Origin of the sequence: Streptomyces sp. NPDC048523 (assembly GCF_043199815.1) — a bacterium.
In the GTDB taxonomy this organism is placed as follows: Bacteria; Actinomycetota; Actinomycetes; order Streptomycetales; family Streptomycetaceae; genus Streptomyces.
This window is the reverse complement of the sequence record NZ_JBICWQ010000014.1, coordinates 65,543-82,832: the sequence shown is the minus strand read 5'-3', so window position 1 is coordinate 82,832 and position 17,290 is coordinate 65,543. Positions and strand designations below refer to the sequence as shown.

12 protein-coding genes and 1 pseudogene are annotated in these 17,290 nt (G+C 68.2%); 8 read left to right on the top strand and 5 right to left on the bottom strand.

Annotation, left to right across the window (positions count from 1 at the left end; translation table 11 throughout):
- Window positions 1-62: 62 nt before the first annotated feature.
- Window positions 63-746, top strand: a complete 684-nt coding sequence (locus ACGFWE_RS40620) for a hypothetical protein (RefSeq protein WP_393605379.1) — start codon at window positions 63-65, stop codon at window positions 744-746.
- Complete coding sequence (locus tag ACGFWE_RS40615; protein ID WP_393605378.1) at window positions 743-1,111, top strand: hypothetical protein; 369 nt, start codon at window positions 743-745, stop codon at window positions 1,109-1,111. The genes ACGFWE_RS40620 and ACGFWE_RS40615 overlap by 4 nt, the downstream gene beginning before the upstream one ends.
- A gap of 253 nt (window positions 1,112-1,364) precedes the next feature.
- On the opposite strand, the gene ACGFWE_RS40610 is transcribed toward ACGFWE_RS40615, so the two are convergent.
- The 5 genes from ACGFWE_RS40610 to ACGFWE_RS40590 all read right to left on the bottom strand — a co-directional run bounded on the left by ACGFWE_RS40610 (window position 1,365) and on the right by ACGFWE_RS40590 (window position 8,452).
- The gene (locus ACGFWE_RS40610; protein WP_393605376.1) at window positions 1,365-2,804 is read right to left on the bottom strand and encodes a gamma-aminobutyraldehyde dehydrogenase; all 1,440 of its coding nucleotides are present in this window, start codon (window positions 2,802-2,804) and stop codon (window positions 1,365-1,367) included.
- A 268-nt stretch (window positions 2,805-3,072) separates the two neighbouring features.
- Window positions 3,073-5,388, bottom strand: a complete 2,316-nt coding sequence (locus ACGFWE_RS40605; protein ID WP_393605374.1) for a N,N-dimethylformamidase beta subunit family domain-containing protein — start codon at window positions 5,386-5,388, stop codon at window positions 3,073-3,075.
- Window positions 5,389-5,405: 17 nt separating this feature from the next.
- Complete coding sequence (locus ACGFWE_RS40600) at window positions 5,406-5,753, bottom strand: hypothetical protein (protein ID WP_393605372.1); 348 nt, start codon at window positions 5,751-5,753, stop codon at window positions 5,406-5,408.
- Between the two features lie 189 nt (window positions 5,754-5,942).
- Complete coding sequence (locus tag ACGFWE_RS40595) at window positions 5,943-7,322, bottom strand: APC family permease (protein ID WP_393605370.1); 1,380 nt, start codon at window positions 7,320-7,322, stop codon at window positions 5,943-5,945.
- A 221-nt stretch (window positions 7,323-7,543) separates the two neighbouring features.
- Window positions 7,544-8,452: a LuxR C-terminal-related transcriptional regulator gene (locus ACGFWE_RS40590; RefSeq protein WP_393605368.1), complete on the bottom strand. Its 909-nt coding sequence runs from the start codon at window positions 8,450-8,452 to the stop codon at window positions 7,544-7,546.
- Between the two features lie 633 nt (window positions 8,453-9,085).
- Here ACGFWE_RS40590 and ACGFWE_RS40585 point away from each other — a divergent pair.
- The 6 genes and pseudogenes from ACGFWE_RS40585 to ACGFWE_RS40560 all read left to right on the top strand — a co-directional run.
- A pseudogene (locus ACGFWE_RS40585) lies at window positions 9,086-9,304 on the top strand (IS1380 family transposase); the annotation flags it as partial.
- 142 nt (window positions 9,305-9,446) lie between these two features.
- Window positions 9,447-10,865, top strand: coding sequence for a site-specific integrase (locus ACGFWE_RS40580; RefSeq protein WP_393605540.1), 1,419 nt, complete (start codon window positions 9,447-9,449; stop codon window positions 10,863-10,865).
- Between the two features lie 104 nt (window positions 10,866-10,969).
- Window positions 10,970-12,730, top strand: coding sequence for a hypothetical protein (locus ACGFWE_RS40575; RefSeq protein WP_393605366.1), 1,761 nt, complete (start codon window positions 10,970-10,972; stop codon window positions 12,728-12,730).
- On the top strand, window positions 12,727-14,847 hold the full coding sequence (locus ACGFWE_RS40570; RefSeq protein WP_393605364.1) for a hypothetical protein: 2,121 nt from the start codon (window positions 12,727-12,729) through the stop codon (window positions 14,845-14,847). Before ACGFWE_RS40575 ends, ACGFWE_RS40570 begins: the two co-directional genes overlap by 4 nt.
- Window positions 14,848-14,966: 119 nt before the next feature.
- On the top strand, window positions 14,967-15,263 hold the full coding sequence (locus ACGFWE_RS40565) for a hypothetical protein (protein WP_393605362.1): 297 nt from the start codon (window positions 14,967-14,969) through the stop codon (window positions 15,261-15,263).
- A 589-nt stretch (window positions 15,264-15,852) separates the two neighbouring features.
- The gene (locus tag ACGFWE_RS40560; RefSeq protein WP_393605360.1) at window positions 15,853-17,244 is read left to right on the top strand and encodes a ParB N-terminal domain-containing protein; all 1,392 of its coding nucleotides are present in this window, start codon (window positions 15,853-15,855) and stop codon (window positions 17,242-17,244) included.
- Window positions 17,245-17,290: the final 46 nt, after the last annotated feature.

The following is a 17,290-nucleotide window of genomic DNA, read 5'->3' as shown; positions in this document are numbered from 1 at the left end:
GCGACGCCCCTCCATTCCCGCCCCCAAAGGGCCCACCTCATCCCAGAACAGGAGCCCACCCGATGAAGCGACCCTCCTTCCGGCGCTGCGGCCACGCCCACGGCGCCATGTCGCCCGAGGACCAGGCCGTCATCGGCCAGGTCCGCGCCATGCTCACCGCCATGCGTAACCCGCAGCCCTGGACGCCGGGCCACGCCCAGGACATCGCCGTACGGGTAGGCCCGTTCATCGAGCGCGCCCAGCCCCGCCCCGGCGACGACCACGGCCCCGACCTGATCGCCGTCGCCCTGCGCCACCCTGACACCCCGCACGCTGCCGCCTACCTCCACGGCAAGAAGCTCGGCTACAACAACAGGGGCTGGCTGCGCTGCGAGACGGCCGCGATCCTCGGCACCTGGCAGCCGGCCTACGCGATGCTCACCCACGCCGCGGCGGACCTACCGCTCCCCGAGGACGTCGGCATGGCCCCCGCCCACTACGGCGTCCACGTCGAAGCCCGCCGCAGTGACAACACCGGCTACACCCTGCTCCGCCTCGGTCCCTACTTTCAGACCTGGCTTGCCTCCCGCGACGCCGACCGCCTCAACACCGAGTTGGCGGGCCGGGCGGCCACCGTCCTCCCCGCCTTCACGCTCACCGCGAAGGACGCGCCGTTCCACGTCAGCGAGCACGAGAGCTACACCGACCCATACGACGCCGACATCGCCGGCCTGCTGGCCGCCGCCATCGCGGGGGTGAGCGCGTGACCGCCACGCCCCTGTACGAGATCGAGACCAGCGAGGCCGACAACGGAACGCTCTACTCGACCGAGCACATGTGGGCCCCCGCCAGCGAAGAGGCCGAGAAGTGCGGATTCCTCAACTGCGCCGGCCTGCAGATCAGCGGCCTGGAGGGACCGTACGGCGAACCGTACCCTGTCGCCTTCGTCGCCCTCGGGCACCACTCGTGGTCCGCCGTCATCGAGGCCGCGACCGCCTACATGGGGCACTTCCACGACTGGCGGCACCTTCACAGCTACCCCGGTGATGATCCCAGCGAGGTCATCGCCCAGTTCCCCCGCGCCGTGCACACGCACGCGGTGTACCTGCGCCACCCGCACCCTTGTGCATAGTCGGTCAGTGACCATTTGTAGAAGCGGTGCCTTGGGCGCTCTGGCCCCCGAGTCCTCATCCCTGCCCCATGTCGCGAACTGAGGGGCGTATCGCGGTGATCGTCGTGTCGATGGGTCACCCAAACCTGCATCAGCCCCCTCCAGTTCAGAGGGGTTCTCGAACTGCTCCGCAGCGGATCCCTTCCTCACTTCGGGCGGATGTCGGGATCCCGGCTGGGCGATCCCACCGGCACTGGCGGCGTCGGCGCGAGGGTCACGCGTCCAGTGACGTCATGACGTGCTTGATGCGGGTGTAGTCCTCGAAGCCGTACGCGGACAGATCCTTGCCGTAGCCGGATTGTTTGAAGCCGCCGTGGGGCATCTCGGCGACGAGTGGGATGTGGGTGTTGATCCACACGCAGCCGAAGTCCAGCTTCTTGGACATGCGCATCGCGCGTGCGTGGTCCTTGGTCCACACCGACGAGGCCAGGGCGTAGTCGACGCCGTTGGCGTATTCCAGGGCCTGTGCCTCGTCGCGGAAGGGCTGGACGGTGATGACCGGGCCGAACACCTCGTTCTGGATGATCTCGTCGTCCTGCTTGAGGCCGGAGACGACGGTGGGGGCGTAGAAATAGCCCTTGTTGCCGACGCGATGGCCGCCTGCCTCGATATTGGCGTGGGCAGGCAGACGCTCGGTGAAGCCGGAGACTTGCGTGAGCTGGTTGGCGTTGTTGAGCGGTCCGTACAGAACGTCCGGGTCGTCGGGTCGGCCGGTCTTCGTGCCGGTGGCGGCCCTCGCCAGCGCCGTCACGAACTCGTCGTGGACCGACTCCTGTACGAGGACGCGGGTCGCGGCCGTGCAGTCCTGACCGGCGTTGAAGAAGCCGGCCTCCGAGATGCACTCGACGGCCTGGGCGATGTCGGCGTCGGCGAAGACGACGACCGGCGCCTTGCCGCCCAGCTCCAGGTGGACGCGCTTGACGTCCCTGGCCGCGGACTCGGCGACTTGCCTGCCGGCCCGTACGGAGCCGGTGATGGAGACCATCGCCGGTGTGGGGTGTTCGACCATCAGGCTGCCGGTGTCGCGGTCACCGCAGACGACGTTGAAGACGCCCTTGGGCAGGATGGACCCGATGATCGCGGCCATCAGCAGGGTGGAGGCCGGGGTGGTGTCCGACGGCTTCAGGACCACCGTGTTGCCCGCGGCGAGCGCCGGGGCGAACTTCCAGACCGCCATCAGCATCGGGTAGTTCCACGGTGCGACCTGCGCGCAGACCCCGACGGGCTCACGCCGGACGATGGAGGTCATGCCCTCCATGTACTCACCGGCCGAGCGGCCCTCCAGCAGGCGCGCGGCGCCGGCGAAAAAGCGGATCTGGTCCACCATCGGTGGCACCTCTTCGCTCGCCGTCAGCCCAAGGGGCTTGCCGGTGTTCTCGGACTCGACGGCGACGAGTTCTCCGGCCCTCTCCTCGAAAGCGTCCGCGATCTTCAGCAGCAGGCGCTGTCGCTCGGCCGGGGTGGTGTCGCGCCACGCCGGGAAGGCGGCCGCGGCCGCGGCCATGGCGGCGTCGACGTCCTCCCGGCCGGACAGCGGCGAGGTCGCGTAGGACTCGCCGGTCACCGGGTTGACGATCTCGATGGTTTGCCCGTCGGCGGCGTTCAGGGACTCGCCGCCGATGTAGTTTCGCAGCGTGCGCAGAACGGTGGTCACTGGGTCTCCAGTCGGCACATTGGTGGTTCCTCGCGTGCTTCTTTGGCTTCGGCTGTCTGGGGGCGACGTCGGACGACAGCCGCTGGGCCAGGTGGACGGGGAATGAGGACGGCAGCACCAGCACGGCGGCGACTTTGACCGGCTGCCAGGGCCGTGAATTTCCAGAGAGTGGCCTGCGCCCCTGCTCCATGTGCTGGATGCGCAGCCGGATTTCGGAAGGTGATCCGCTCCGCTGGCGGAGCGGATCACCTTCGGCAGCAGGCGCGGCCTACTCCAGTGGCTTCTCGTCGCGGAAGCGCCGCAGCACGTTGCCTGTGATCTTCGCGATGTTGTTGTCGTACCCGTTGTGGGACAGCGACCCGGTCCAGGCGATGGATCCGACCGAGAAGAAGCCGCCGCCGCCCTCCAGCGCGGAGTAGACCATGTCCGAGCGAACTGCCGGCTGCTCGGTTCCGCCCATCCCCGGGAGCATTTCGAAGATCTCCTCGGTCACCAGCAGGTAGTTGTCGGAGAAGGGCCCGGAGGTGGCCAGGACCAGGGTTCCGGGCGGCGAGCCGAGCGCCGGGTTCCAGCAGTCGATTTCGGAGCCGGCCGCGCCGCCGCCGATGATGCCGAAGTCGCCCAGGAGCTCGTTCTCGCCGACGCCTTCGAAGATGAAGGCCGCACGCGGATCCCGGCTGTCCGCGAGGCGTTCGTAGTAGGTGGAGCGGTCGAAGCCCTGGGCCGCCATCCCGACTCCCACCAGACGCTGCGGGGCCTTGCCCTTGTTGCGCCACAGGCCGCTGGCCTCGCCCGAGGTGGTGTGGCGGCGTTCGGCGAAGGGGGACTGGTGGGGGCGGGTGCCGCCGTCGGCCCGGCGCAGCTCCATCAGGTACGGGGCGTCGGGGTCGTAGGAGACAGTCGCGAAGAACCCGTTGCCGCCCAGGTACATCAGCCGGCCGCCGTTTGCAGTGAACTCCTCGAGGGCGTCTAGCTCGCGCCGCGTGACGTATTCGGGGTGGCTTCCGGTGATCACGACGCGGTAGTCGCGCAGCAGGTCGTAGCCTTCCCGGTCGAGGTCCTCGTCGGTGAGGGCGTCGAACTCGCACTCCGCCGTCTCCAGCCAGTGCACCAGGGACAGGTCGGCGGGCAGGCCCCAGGGACCCTCGCTCATGAACGAGGCCCGGTACCGCGGCTGCAGGCTGATCAGCGGGCGGCGGACGCTGCCGAACACCACGCCGGACCCGTCATTGTGGATTTCGTACAGGGAGCGGCCGAACTCGGGGTGGTCCTGCAGGACCAGGTCTTCCTTGTGGACGATGGGCGTGTGCCCGAGGAGCATCTCCATACCGTCCGCCTCGAATGCGATCCTGTCGTTGGCATACGCCAAGTAGGTGGCCGTGGGGAACAGGACGGCGACGTCCTTGCGCCGGCGGCCCGGCCCGACGAGGAAGGGCACGTGCTGCTCGATGCCCTCGGCCCGCAGCCGCACCGCGTAGACGCCGCTGGGCAGGTCCTCGGGCACCTCGAAGGTGAACGCCGCGGGCCACTGGGCGTCAGCGATGTCGTCGTCATGGAAGTGGATGGCGTCGAACTCGTCCGGCGCGAGCCGGAAGTCCTCCACGACACCTTGGAACGTGGGCCCGGTGACGCCCCGGACGGGCGCGTTGACGCAGCGGCCGTGCAGCATGTGCGGGCCCTCGTCGACCACATCCCATAGCAGCAGCCCGTCGGGGCGCTCGCTGCGGCCGAAGTGCCAGGCAGCAACCGGCTCGCGCGTCCTGGAGGCGTCGTCGGTGGCGCGTTCGACGCGGATGCCACCGATCTTCCCGTTGAACGCGGTGGCCGCGAGCAGCCGGTCACCGTCCTCGCGAGCCAGCGCGCCGATACGGAACGGCATGGAGGAAGCCGTCCAGGCCGCCGAGGCGGGTGCGTTCGCCTGCTCGGGTACGGCGGCTGCGGCGGCCGGGGCCACCCGGTCCGCGCAGTGGTCCAGCGGGGTCTGCCGCAGGGTGATCTGCCCCGCCGACCGTGGAAGTTCGACCTCGAGCCGGTACCACTGGTGGGCAGTCAGCTCCTGTTCCAGGGTGAGGGTCCGCCGCTGACCGCCCTCGCTCCATACGAAAGACGGCTTGCCGTCGTCGAGCAGCAGGGCCCAGCCGGTCATGGTCGCCGCGTCCCAGGTGCCCATGACCGGCTGGCGTTCGCCGGTGAAGCCGACCGAACTCTGGCTGACCCGGTAGGCGCCCAGGCTCCCTGAGCGGTTGTCGCGTGGCAGCGTCGGGAAGACGGAGGCGCGGATGACCAGCGCGTCGGGGGTCGCCAGCAAACCGTTCGGATCGGGGACTTCGACATAGGAGCCGGGCTGGCAGGCGTAGTACTGCCCCGGGTACGTGCCGTCGATGGTGGAGGGGACCTCGGCCTCCAGGAAGCCGGGCCCCGCCTGCCCGTCGTATCCGTGTCGCAGGCGTACCAGGGCGGCGTCGTAGGCCGGCGGGCCTTCACAGCTGATGTGGAACGACAGTTGCTCGCCGGGACGGGCGGAGAAGCGATCGGTGTAACCGAAGACGTTCTGGGTCGTCGTGCGGCCGCTCGCGAGTGCCATGACCTTCTCGTTTCTTTCTAGTTCTGCTGCAGTGCCGCGGCACGCGCGGTGAAGATGTACCGCATGGCGTGTTCGTAGTCCTCGAAGGACTGTTCGGTCAGGAGCAGGTTGCCCGGCATGCCCAGGGCGATCTTCGACACGCGCCAGGGGCCGTCGGGGCCTTCGGAGAAGATGATGTGCTTGCCCGAGACGGGCAGGCTGCGCAGCGCTCGCAGCACGCGTTGCGTGCGGTCGTCGTGCGGTCCCAGGGGAGCCGCGTCATGGGCAGCGGCGACCTCATGGGTGCACTCCTTGCGCAGGCGCTCTTCGCTGCGCAGACGGAACACTTCGAGCAGTTCGGCCGAGCGATCTGCACCGGTGCGCATCAGTTCACCTCCTGCTGCTGGGACGCCATTGCGGTGCGACGGGGCAAGGACAATGGGCTCACGGGAGGGTGCCTTTCCTGTGTGAGGGGGCTCGCGACCTCCGGGCCGCGACTGGGGCTGGCCTGCGCCTCAAGGTGACGGTGTCTCGGGCCGATGCCGAGTGCTGCCCGGCGGTGAGCGGGAGTGCGGTCAGGCGTCGGAGTCGCCGAGCGAACGGCCGGTGAGCTTGAAGTACGCCGCCACGCCGAGGCCGATGACGAGCCAGCACGAGCCGACGATCTTGGCGTTGGGGTCCGCGTTCCACAGCGCGACCAGGAGGAGCGCGGCGCCGAGGATCGGGGAGACCCAGTGGACGAAGAAGCGGCGGCTGCCGCCTCGGACGACGAAGTGGGTGAAGACGCTGACGTGGAGGAGGACGTAGGCGGTGATCGCGCCGAAGGTCACCAGGGTGGTCAGCAGTCCCGACTGCTCCACGCCGAGGATGCCGACTCCCACCGACAGGAGCGCGATGAAGATCATCGCGTTGAGGGGGACCTGGTGCCTGTCGCTGACCCGCGACAGGAACTTCGGCAGCTGCCCGTCGCGGGCCATGCTGAAGACCAGGCGGGCGGAGGTGGCGTTGGAGGCGATGGTGTTGGCGAAGATCGCGATCAGGGCGGCGGTCAGCAGGAGGACCGTCTTGAACCAGCCCGCCATGGCCGTGCCGACCACGTTGTAGAAGGCGTTGTTGACCGGGTCGCCGTCGGCGAATTTCGTCCCGGTCGGGACCAGGATGCCCGCCACGAAGACCTGCACGACGAACAGCGCGGTCACCTGGTAGAGGACGATCATGGTGGCCTTGGAGACCGTCCGGCCGCCGCCCTCGGCCTCCTCGTTCAGTGTCGAGATCGCGTCGAAGCCGATGTAGCTGAGCGCGGCGACGGGGACCGCACCGAGGACCAGGGACCAGGAGCCGCCGTCCGCGGGGATGAACGGGTTGAGCGACAGGTGGGCCTGGCCCTTGAGGATGAGCACGGCTGCCCAGACCAGGAACACGGCCAGTACGACCAGCTGGATGTAGAGGAAGATCTTGTTCATCGTCGCGGTGACGCTGATGCCCATGATGTTGATCAGGGCGGTCGCGGCGACGAAGATCACCACCCAGATCCAGGCGGGCACCCAGGAGACCACTCCGGTCATCGCGCTGGCCGCGAAGACACACAGAAGAGCGGGCAGCAGCAGGTAGTCGAGCAGGATGGCCCACCCGGAGACGAACCCGAGGAAGCGGTTGCTGCCCATCCGTACGTAGCTGTAGACCGAGCCGGCGACCGGGAACCGGACCGCCATCTCCTTGTAGCTGATGGCGCTGAACAGCATGGCGATCGCAGCCACCACGTAGACCGCGGCGACGGCGCCGGCGGACATGTTGTAGACGATGCCGAACACCGCGACGGGGGCGAGCGGCACCATGTAGATCAGGCCGTAGATGACGACGTCGGCCAGGCTGAGTGTGCGGGCGAGTTCCTGCTTGTAACCGAGTTCGTGCAGCCGGTCGCGGGCGTCATCCGTGCCGCCGGGTCTTTCGGGCACTGTTTGCGGAGCTTCTGGAGCGTTCAAGGCCGGGCCTCCTGAGGGATGAACGAGCCCCGGTCGGCTGTTGGCGCCGTGAGCGGCGACAGCGGGGTAGGACGCGGGGTCGGCAGCAGCCGGCTCGGCGGGTGGGGGCCGCCTTCAGCGCGGGCTTGTCTTCACCTCGAATATGGTGCTAGGCCACCTTGTGGCTCAATACGCATTCCTACCGACAGCGGCGGTCAGCGGTCCAGGCTGAGAATCCCCTCGCGCAGCGCCGACGCCACCGCGCCGGCTCGCGACGGCTGCCCCATCTTGTGGAGGATCCGCTCCACGTGCGTGGTCACCGTGCGCAAGGCGACGTCTCGCTGCGATGCCAGCTGCTGGTTCGAGAACCCCGCCGCCATCCCGTTCAGGATGTCGTACTCGCGCGGCGAGAGTGAATAGGGCAGGCCGGCCGTCGGAAGCTCCTGCACCAGTACAGCCGGCTCCGGCCGTCCCAGCGGATCGGCCACCTTCAGGACCTGCAGCGAGAGCCACCCTTCACTCGACGCCTGCAGCCCGGTGGCGGCGACCTGCGCTGAGGCCATGAATCGGCGCAGAAAGCCGGTGAACTCGGGCTGCGTGGGCGCGAGCGCCGGGGCGCACGACTCGACGGCCCAGGCACGGCCGGTGTGGTCGATCAGGGTGGCGTTCGCTCCCGGTGGTATGGCGCATCCGGTGGTCTGCCGTCGAGCCACGTCGCACATCTGAGCAAGCGCGGGCACCAGGGCCTTGAGGAGTTCGGCCGCGTCGTCGCGGAACGCGCCGCGCGCCGCCGCGGAGAAATGCAGCATGCCCGTGTACACACCGCTGTCCGCGAAGAGGCAGGCGGTCATGCCGTCTGCGAATCCGGCAGGTCCGAGCACCTCTCGGTACATCGGGGACCGTCGGTAGTCGCCTGGCATGTCGTCGATCCGCAACGGCAGGTGCCGCTCCCGGACCGGCCGGTTCTCGGTGCTCGCCGCATAGCGGTCCCCCAGTGCGGCAACCGTTTCATCACCGTAGGTGACCACAGCGAGTGCGCGGTGCGCACGGGCCATCGGGTCCCAGAGCATGAGGGCGCCCGCGTCGTGATGGGTCACCGGCTCGAGCAGCCTCAGCACCGTCATCGCGGCCTCGCGCCGGTCACCGGCTCCGGCCGCGTAGGCCGCCTCGACCAGGACCCGGGTGTGGGATGGCTCCATCAGTGAATCCCTCTCGAAGCCGGACTACCCCACCCCACGATAGCAACGTCTTTTCGGGCCCTAAGGGTGCGAGCTGCGGTTGTACATCGCGCTCGTGGTGATCGCCTGGGAGAAGGAGCCTGGCCGGTCCTGCTTCTGATCCCTTGGCGGCCGGGTTAAACAGGATCCAACGACACAGTCCGGGCGGCATGCCTGTGCGGGCTGGTCGGGGTCTTTCCTCACGCACCAGCGTATTGCGACGTCCTTGCCGAGCCCAGCAGGTCCGGCGTCCCTCCTCTGGCGGCTCGGCGCCGATGAGCTCGACACCGAACTGAGGGCGCGGATGGGCAGTCGCAGACGAAGAGCTTGCCGCCGGTATCCGCTCCGCCGCCGTTCCGATCCGCGACGGCGAAGCATCGCAGCGATGAGCGTCGCTGTGCATGTAGCGGAGACATCGCTGGACGCGCTCACCCAGCATCATGTCGGCGATGGGTGACCATAAAGCAGAAAGGGCCTCCGACCAGCGAGAATGAGGATTATCTAGGTCCCTGTTCCCGCTCCGGCCGGAAGACTTTCCAGGTGAGTAAGCGTGGCGGGTCGTACCCGCGTGTTCGCGTCGAGGGCGGTCGTCGCGGGGTCGTCTCGCAGTTCGGCGCCGTGCTGCTGGTCGAGACCGCCCGCAAGGCGGGGCTGGATGCGGCGATATCGGAGGCGCTGGCGCCGTGGTGTAAGGCGCGTGCGGTCCATGATCCCGGCAAGTTCCTGCTGAACGCCGGGCACCAGTCACAGCTGGGCGGCTGTGGTTGTGAGGAGGCGGCCACTGGCCGGTTAGTGTCCGCGGGTGTTGAGCAGACCCGGGTGGACGGTGCACTTCGTGAGCCGTGACTTACCCGCCCCCACGACCACGCGTTCTTTCCTGGACGTACAGCCCGACGACTTGGTGTCGTGGCTGGATGAGGCGGGTCTGCCCGATGGCCTGCCGTTCCTGCTCTCGCCGCGGTTCGAGTACGACGTCGCGCTCAACTCGTACTTCTTTCAGGCGAATCTGACGGCGCCGTGGAACAGCAACGCCAACCGGGCCAGAGCTCTGGCCCGGTTCTTCACGTTCCTGCATACCTCGCGCGGTGGGAAGTCGTGGCGGGCCGCCGCGGAGGCGGATCATATGGCGTTCCACCAGTGGCGCCGCCGGGATGAGACAGGGCCTCATATCGAGGGCAGCACCTGGAATCAGGAGGTGTCGCTGGTCAATCAGTTCTACGAGTGGGCTGTCCGGCAGGGCTACGTCGGGGCGGTCCCGATCCCGCATCGCGTCCGTCGTCCCGCTCCGATCGGGTCGGTCGTCCGGGCCTTCGCCCCATCCACGGTCCCTGCGACCTACGCGCATGACGAGAACGGGGAGCGTATCGAGTGGATGCCGCCGGCGACCTACCGGCTCTGGCGGGACGTGGGGCTTCGGGGCTACGGCCCAAACGGGCTGCCCTCGGACCGGTTCCGCGGCCGGTGGGCGGCCCGCAATGCAACGTTCAGCGATCTGATGGTCCGCACGGGGCTGCGGCTGACCGAGCAGGCCAGCGTCACCGTCTTCGAGGTTCCCACCAGCATTGCGCTGGGCGGCTACCAGCGGTTCTGGCTGCCCGGGGCGATCGCGAAGAACTTCTCCGCCCGGTGGGTCTACGTCCCGCACAGCACGGTCCAGGAGGTGATCGCCTACATCGAGTGGGACCGGGCCGAGGCGGTCGAGCAGGCCCGGGCAGCGGGCCGCTACCAGCGCATCCGCCGACCCCTGGTAATCGCAGACCCGTCCCGCCCGGATGTGGTGCACAGGCTCAGCTCGGGCGGTGTCCACCGGATGCGGCTGCAAGATCTTTCCCCGATTGAGCGGCGGCGGCTGTTACGGGAAACCGAGGACGGTCTGGAACCTGCGATGCTCTGGCTGAACGAGAATGGGTTGCCGATGTCGGTCTCCGGCTGGCAGGCGATGTTCTCCACGGCCAACGACCGCTGTCACAAGGCGGACGTGCTGGTCGAAGCACACGCCCACCTCCTGCGTCACACGTTCGCTGTGGTCACCCTCGAGCAGCTTCAGCGGGCTCACATCGCTCAGCTCGCCGAACTCAACTCCGAGCAGCGCGGGCACTACACCCGGATCTTCGGCGACCCGCTGGACTGGGTCCGTCGCAGGCTCGGACACCGGTCGATCTTGACGACCTTGATCTATCTGCACGCCCTGCAGGAGCTGGAGATGGAAACCCGCATGGCCTTGGTCCCCGACACCTGGGACGACCCGAGAGACACTCCGCTGACTCAGCTCGGCGACGACGCCGTCCCGGCCGACGCTGAACAGGAAGCGGTTCCGTGACCCGCCGGGGACGCGGCAGCACGGGGCCAGGCCGCCCGACGGCCTTGCCGCCGGGCAAATACGACCCGCCGGGCCCGGTGGGGGCAGGTCCTGCGGGCGCGACTGTGGTCTTTTTCCACGGTGACGACGGCCGTCACGACGTCTTCGACGTGGCCCGGCTGCCGCTGCCGGGCTGGTGGATTCCGCTGGCCGGGGCCCTCGCCCAGCGGACGGGTCCCGGCGGCGGACTACGCACTCGAACCTCAGCGTCGGGGGCCTGGTGGTGCCTGGGGCGCTGGATGCGGTTCCTGGCCGGACTTCCCACCCCGCCCGCCCATCCAGGCCAGCTCACCGCCGCCCACGTCGAAGGATTCTTACGACTGCGCACGGTCCAGGCCGGCGAGGAAACGGCTCTCAGCGACGTGCAGGACATCAAGCTCCTGCTCGACATGGACGCGATCGTCTCGCTCCTGCCCTCCGAGGCCCGTGACTCCCTGGCCCGGCGCCAGCCAAGATCCCGCAGTGCCGGCCAGGCGGGCTACTCCGACGGCGAGTTCGCACGGCTGCTGTCTGCGGCCCGAGCCGATGTCGCCCAGATCCGCGACCGGATCAGAGCTGGAGAGGAACTCGTACGCCGTCACCGCGACGGCCGCCGTGACGCGAAAGCGGCCATGCTGGCCGACATGGCCGCGAGCGGAAGGGTTCCGCGGCTGCGGGACGCCAGCCTTCATGACCACCTGCCACGACGGATCGAGCTGGCCCAGCACTTGTTCCTGCACCTGCGGGATCTGCCGCCGCTGATGGTCCTGCTGTGTGCTCTGACCGAACGCAACGGCGAGACGCTCAAGGAACTGCCCGCACAGCACAAGATCCTGGACCGCCGGGCCGTCGAGGTCACCCTCATCAAACGGCGGCGCGGCCCGCGGCGATGGTTCGAGACGGTCACCTGGGAGATCGGCCCGGCGCACCGAGCCCTGCATACCCCAGGCGGCCTCTACCTGCTGATCCATAAGCTGACGGCCCGCAGCCGGGCGTTCTGCGGCTCGGACCGGCTCTTCTGCGCCTGGCGCAACATCCTCGAGGTCGGGGGCGACGACGTCGACGAGCACTACCCGCCCTTCGCGGACAAGCTCTGGGGCGGAGAGGTGAAGCTCGCGAAATGGGCCGGGGACCGCCGGCGCCCCCTGCTGGCCGATGCATCCGAAGGCGCCGAGGCGGGGCCGCTCCAGGTGACCTTCAACCGGATCAAGACCAGCACCGAGGTCCGCCGCACACGCCGGCTGGGCGGACATCTGCCGTCGGCCGCGAAGTCGAACACCATGCAAGTCCTCTTCCGTAACTACCTGGGCGGCGATCCCGTCATCGTTGAGTGGGCCCACCAGGTTCTCGGCGAGGCACTCGTCGATGCTGAGCAGTCCGCACTCCGCGCGCACGAGCAGGTGCTGAACGCCGCGGGCGGCTCCTTGCGAGTAGTGACCGGTCCGGCCGACGCCGAAGTTCTGCAGCACGAGGCGGGCCTGGATGCCGAGTCGGCCCGGCGGGCGGCCGACGGCGAACTCGACACCGCCTGGACCGCCTGCGGTGACCACGCCCACCCGGCGACCGGGAAGACGTGTGAGGCATCCTTCCTGGCCTGCTTCCACTGCGGGAACTGCCTGGTCACCCGCGATCACCTTCCCCGGCTGCTGGGGCTCATGGACGCCCTGGCCGAGCGTCGGCAGGCGATGAGCGAGGCCGAGTGGTGGCGCCGCTACGGGCCGGCCTGGGCGGCGATCCGCCACGACATCCTCGCGAAGTTCAGCCCCGCGGAACGCGAGCACGCTGAGCGGGCCAAGCCAGCCGATGCCTTGCTGGATCTGGTCGAGGAGCCCTGGGAGCAGTTGTGACCGTGACCGCCCTCGCCCGCAGCGTCGCGCTTCCCGGCGACGACGTTTTCGTCCTCCACGACCGCCCCCTGCGGGACGGCTTCACACTGGCGCAGACCTCGCAGTTCGGCGACGGCGTCTGGCAGCTGCGGCCCGCGATCCACAAGAGCAGTGGCCGCAACCTGATCCTGAACTTCGACCGCGTCCCGGTCCGCTTCCAGCCGGTCGCCAAGCAGCTGTCGTACGCCATGCTGTCCGGCCCCCTCCCGCCAGGGGAGAAGCGCGGCAAGGTCGAGGGAGTACGCTCCGCGTTCACCGAACTCCTCCGGTTCCTGACCTGGCTGGACGGTCGGCCCGAGCCCCGATGCCAGAGGCTGTCGACCCTGACCGCGGTCGACCTTCTCGCCTACCAGCGGCATCTCGTCGGCCTGTTCCCGGGTTCGGCCACACAGCGAGAACATTGCCGGGCGAAAGTCCGGCTGTTCTGGCGCTGGCGGCACAACCTCGGTGACTGGCTGTCCTTCGACCCGGCTCACATCGACGGGTGGGGCGAACCCACCGCGCGGGGACAACGGCGGGGCGAGAACCGCACCAGCCGGATTCCCGAAGAGGTCCTCGGCCCGCTGTTCGTCTGGGCACTACGGTTCATCGACCTCTTCTCCCCCGACATCATCGCCGCCGACCAGCTGTGGAGGAAGACCCGGTTCGCGGGGGTCTATCAGCGGCTCCCAGTCCGGAAGTTCCACAAGTCCACCGGCACCCTGCACCAGGCGATCTCCGATCATCTGGAGGAGTACGTCACCCGCGGCCGGCCGCTGCCGGGCTGGCGGAAAGCCCCGAACCGGAAGGTCCTGGCCCAGCAGATCGGATGCAGCCGCAAGTCCTTGGACGATCCCGCCTACGAGGCGCTGATCGACCAGGCCGCGGCCAGGGTCGGCATCAGCGAGAGCGCGGCCTTCGACATCCGGATCAAGGGCTCGCTCGGCGGCCGGCCCTGGACCGACGACATCGTCACCCACCCCGAGCAGCCCAACAGCCTGGCCGTTCTCGCCCGGCATCTCCAAGCTGCCGCCTATTGCGTGATCGCGTACTTGAGCGGCATGCGGGACTCCGAGGTCAAAGAACTGCGGCGCGGCTGCCTGCGGACCGAGCGCGACCCCGACGGCCTCCCCTACCGCTGGAAGGTCGACGGGATCGCCTTCAAGGGCGAAGACGACCCGAAGGGAGTACCGGCAACCTGGATCGTCGGCGAACCCGTAGCGCGAGCCATCGCGGTCATGGAAGCCCTCCAGCCGCCCGGCACCGACATCCTGTTTACCCGCCTTCCCCACGGCTACGGCACCCGCCACCGCGTTCGCGGCGCCAACGCCATGGTCAACAGCACCACGAACGAAAACCTCAACCACTTCGTCGCCTGGGTGAACGCCTACTGCGACAAGCACGACCGCGTCGACGGCATCCCGGCCGTCAACAGCAGGATGTTCCGCCTAATGACGTCGCACTTCCGGCGGACCCTGGCCTGGTTCATCGCCCGCCGACCGGGCGGCACGATCGCCGGGGCCCTCCAATACCGCCACCACGGCATTCAGGTTTTCGAGGGCTACGCCGGCACCAGCGACTCCGGATTCCGCGCAGAGGTCGAGAGTGAACAAGCCCTCGCCCGCGGCGAGCACTACCTCGCCATGGTCGACGCCCACGAACACACCGAACTGACCGGCCCAGCCGCCGCAGAAGCCGCCCGCCGCCTCGAAGATTTCGGTCACCGGGCCCGCTTCCAGGGCACCGTCGTCACCGACGAACGGCGCCTGAAACGGATCATGAAACGGGAAGACCCCGCGGTCTACACCGGCACCTACATCAGCTGCGTCCACGATCACAGCAAGGCGCTCTGCGAGCGGGCCCGCAAAGGCCGCTTCGAAGGGCTGCCCGACCATGGCCAATGCCAGCCCCTCGCCTGCCGGAACGTGGCCCTGACCAGTAGCAACACCGAAGCATGGCGGGCGGAACTTGACCGCATCGACCGGCGTCTGGGTGCTCGGCCGCCGCTGCCGCCCTTGATGCAGCACCGGCTCATGTCACGGCGAACCGAGATCGAGGCGTTCCTCAACCACAACACCAACATCCCGGAGACCATGTGACCCGCCGCGTCGACGCACCTTCCGAAGTCCGGGTCCAGGCAGCACTGGAGGAACTCCGCCGGCGAGCAGGCGACAACGGCATCCAACCGAGCGTCCTAGCCCTGGCCAGGAAGTTCGGCATGAGCAACACGACCTTCCGTCGCCATTTCCCGGACATCGCGCAGGAGATCACTGCTATCCGGTCGACACCGACGACCCCAGGAGTCCCCAGCGTACCGACCCGCCACGACAGGCTCGTCGCCCGAAATGCCAAGCTCAAACGGCGAAACCGTGAACTCACCGAGACCCTCGAGCTCGCCGCCAGTCACATCCAGCGGATCACCCTGGAGAACCAGAAGCTGAGGGAACAACTCGAAGCCGCGACGGGCGTCACACGCCTGACATCCATCCCCTCCAGGCGGTCAGCGCCCAGCTGAGGAAGTGGTCAACGGTCAACTGCAAACCCTGGCCACAACCATCCCGCCCACCCCTGCGGGTGCGAATGGGAGAACAACTGGCGTCTGATCTACACCCCGCCCGCCCAACCCGGCGCCGTCCCGGTGACCCTCATGCGCCACCCAGCATCCAGGCCGGCCGACACCGCCTCCGAGTGAGGACCGCTGAGCCGTCCCGCGTGCTCCTCGCAGCCTTCGGGCCGATCCACCCCATGACGAGCCCCGCACCCTGGACACGTCGCCAGGGTGCGGGGCTCTTCGTGTTGGCGGGCCTACTCTTCGGGCCGTGGCCGAACCACGGGACGACCTCCCCTGATCCTGAGCGCGTTCACAGCGCAGGGAGGGATCGCCCGATCGAGTATTCCGACGGAATATCAGTCGCTCCAAGCCGAGACACGGATGGGAGCTGGACTGGGACGCATAACGTGCGATAACAGCCAAATGCGGGCGTATAGATCTCTGTGGGGTCTCGGATATTCCGACGGAATACCGCCCCGTTGGCGAGGGGCTGGCTACTGGGCCGCTAGGGTCACCTCCAGTTAGCACCCAATTCGTCTCAGGAGCACCCCTCATGGCCGCTGGAGCCTCCGGGCCCACGATGACCTTCGGCAGGAAGAAGAAGACCCGAAGCATCTGGGACGACCCTGATGCCACCGAGGTCGTCGAAATCCCCCTTGAGCAACTCCACCCCAACCCCTTCAACCCGCGCCTCGTCTACCGGGACGAGGACATCGACGAACTCACCGAGTCGATCAAGGCAGAAGGCGGAGTCCTGCAGGACCTGTCGGTTGCTGAAGTTGAAGGGTTCCTCGAGTACTGGCGTCCCCGCCTAGCCGAGACGCAGCCTGAGAAGCTTGACGAGCTGGAAGACAAGCTGGGTTCCGTCCCGGCAGGCGACTACGTCACCCTGATCGGACACAACAGGAAGCTCGCCCTCGCCCGGGCTGGCAAGGACACCGCGCCCTGCAAGGTCACCAACTCGAAGATCCCCAGGGCGCGGCTTCTCGGCCTGCCGGAGAACATGCGGCGGATCCCGCTGAACCCGATTGAAGAGGCCTTGGGCTTCCAAGGAGCGCTCGACGACGGAATGCTGCAAGCGGAGGTCGCTGCACAGACCGGATGCAAGCAGCCGCACATCTCGCGCCGGATCAAGCTCCTAAAGCTCCCCACCGAAGTCCGGCAGGCCGTTATGGACGGGCTCGCTGTCAGCGAGGCAGAGATCCTGCTCGACAGGCTCACCACTCCGGAGCAGCACCTGCAGGCCTGGCGGGTTATGAAGGAAGAGGGCCTAAAGGCCGCTTTCGCCGCCGCCAAGGTTCTGGCACCCCCGGCCCCAACGACATCCAAGTCCAAGGCCAAGCCCGAATCCAAGGCCAAGCCGGCTCATCCCGTCCCACAACAGAAGACGACCTCCCCGGGCGAACAAGCAGCTAAGGGAAGTCCGGCAGCAGACGCCAACCCTGCTGAGACGAACCCGACGGGTGCAGATGACGACGCCTCCAAACTGGCGGTCGAGCAGAACCACCCCGAGGGACAGACCAAGCCGGAACCCGATCCCAGCGCCGAAGCGGCACAACTGCGGGTACAGGCGTGCCGCACCGTCTTGGAGTTGGGAGTCCCCTCCAATCCCCGGGAGACTCTGAGGCTCCTGGCCCCTGCCCTTCTCGCAGTCCCGAGCAAGGCCGCACGGGAGACAGCCCACGAGTGGCTTCGGTCAACAGCCAAGCCGATCGGGCCCGATGTAACGAGAGCGGACGAGTACTTCGCGGAGGTGTCCGCGTCCGGCGACGCAAAGCTGACCGCTCACGTCGCCCTGGCTGTCGCCCTAGCCGTCGCCGAGCAGCGTGCCTCTGACGCCAGCCGCCCCTGGGACGTCCAGGACCGCGACTACCTCGCCCATCTCAAGTCCGCCGTCAACTATCAGCCCACCGACTGGGAACTGGACCGCCTCGGCGGCAAGTGAGGCAGGCTCGTATTCCGTCGGAATACGTCGACCGCTGAGTCAGCGG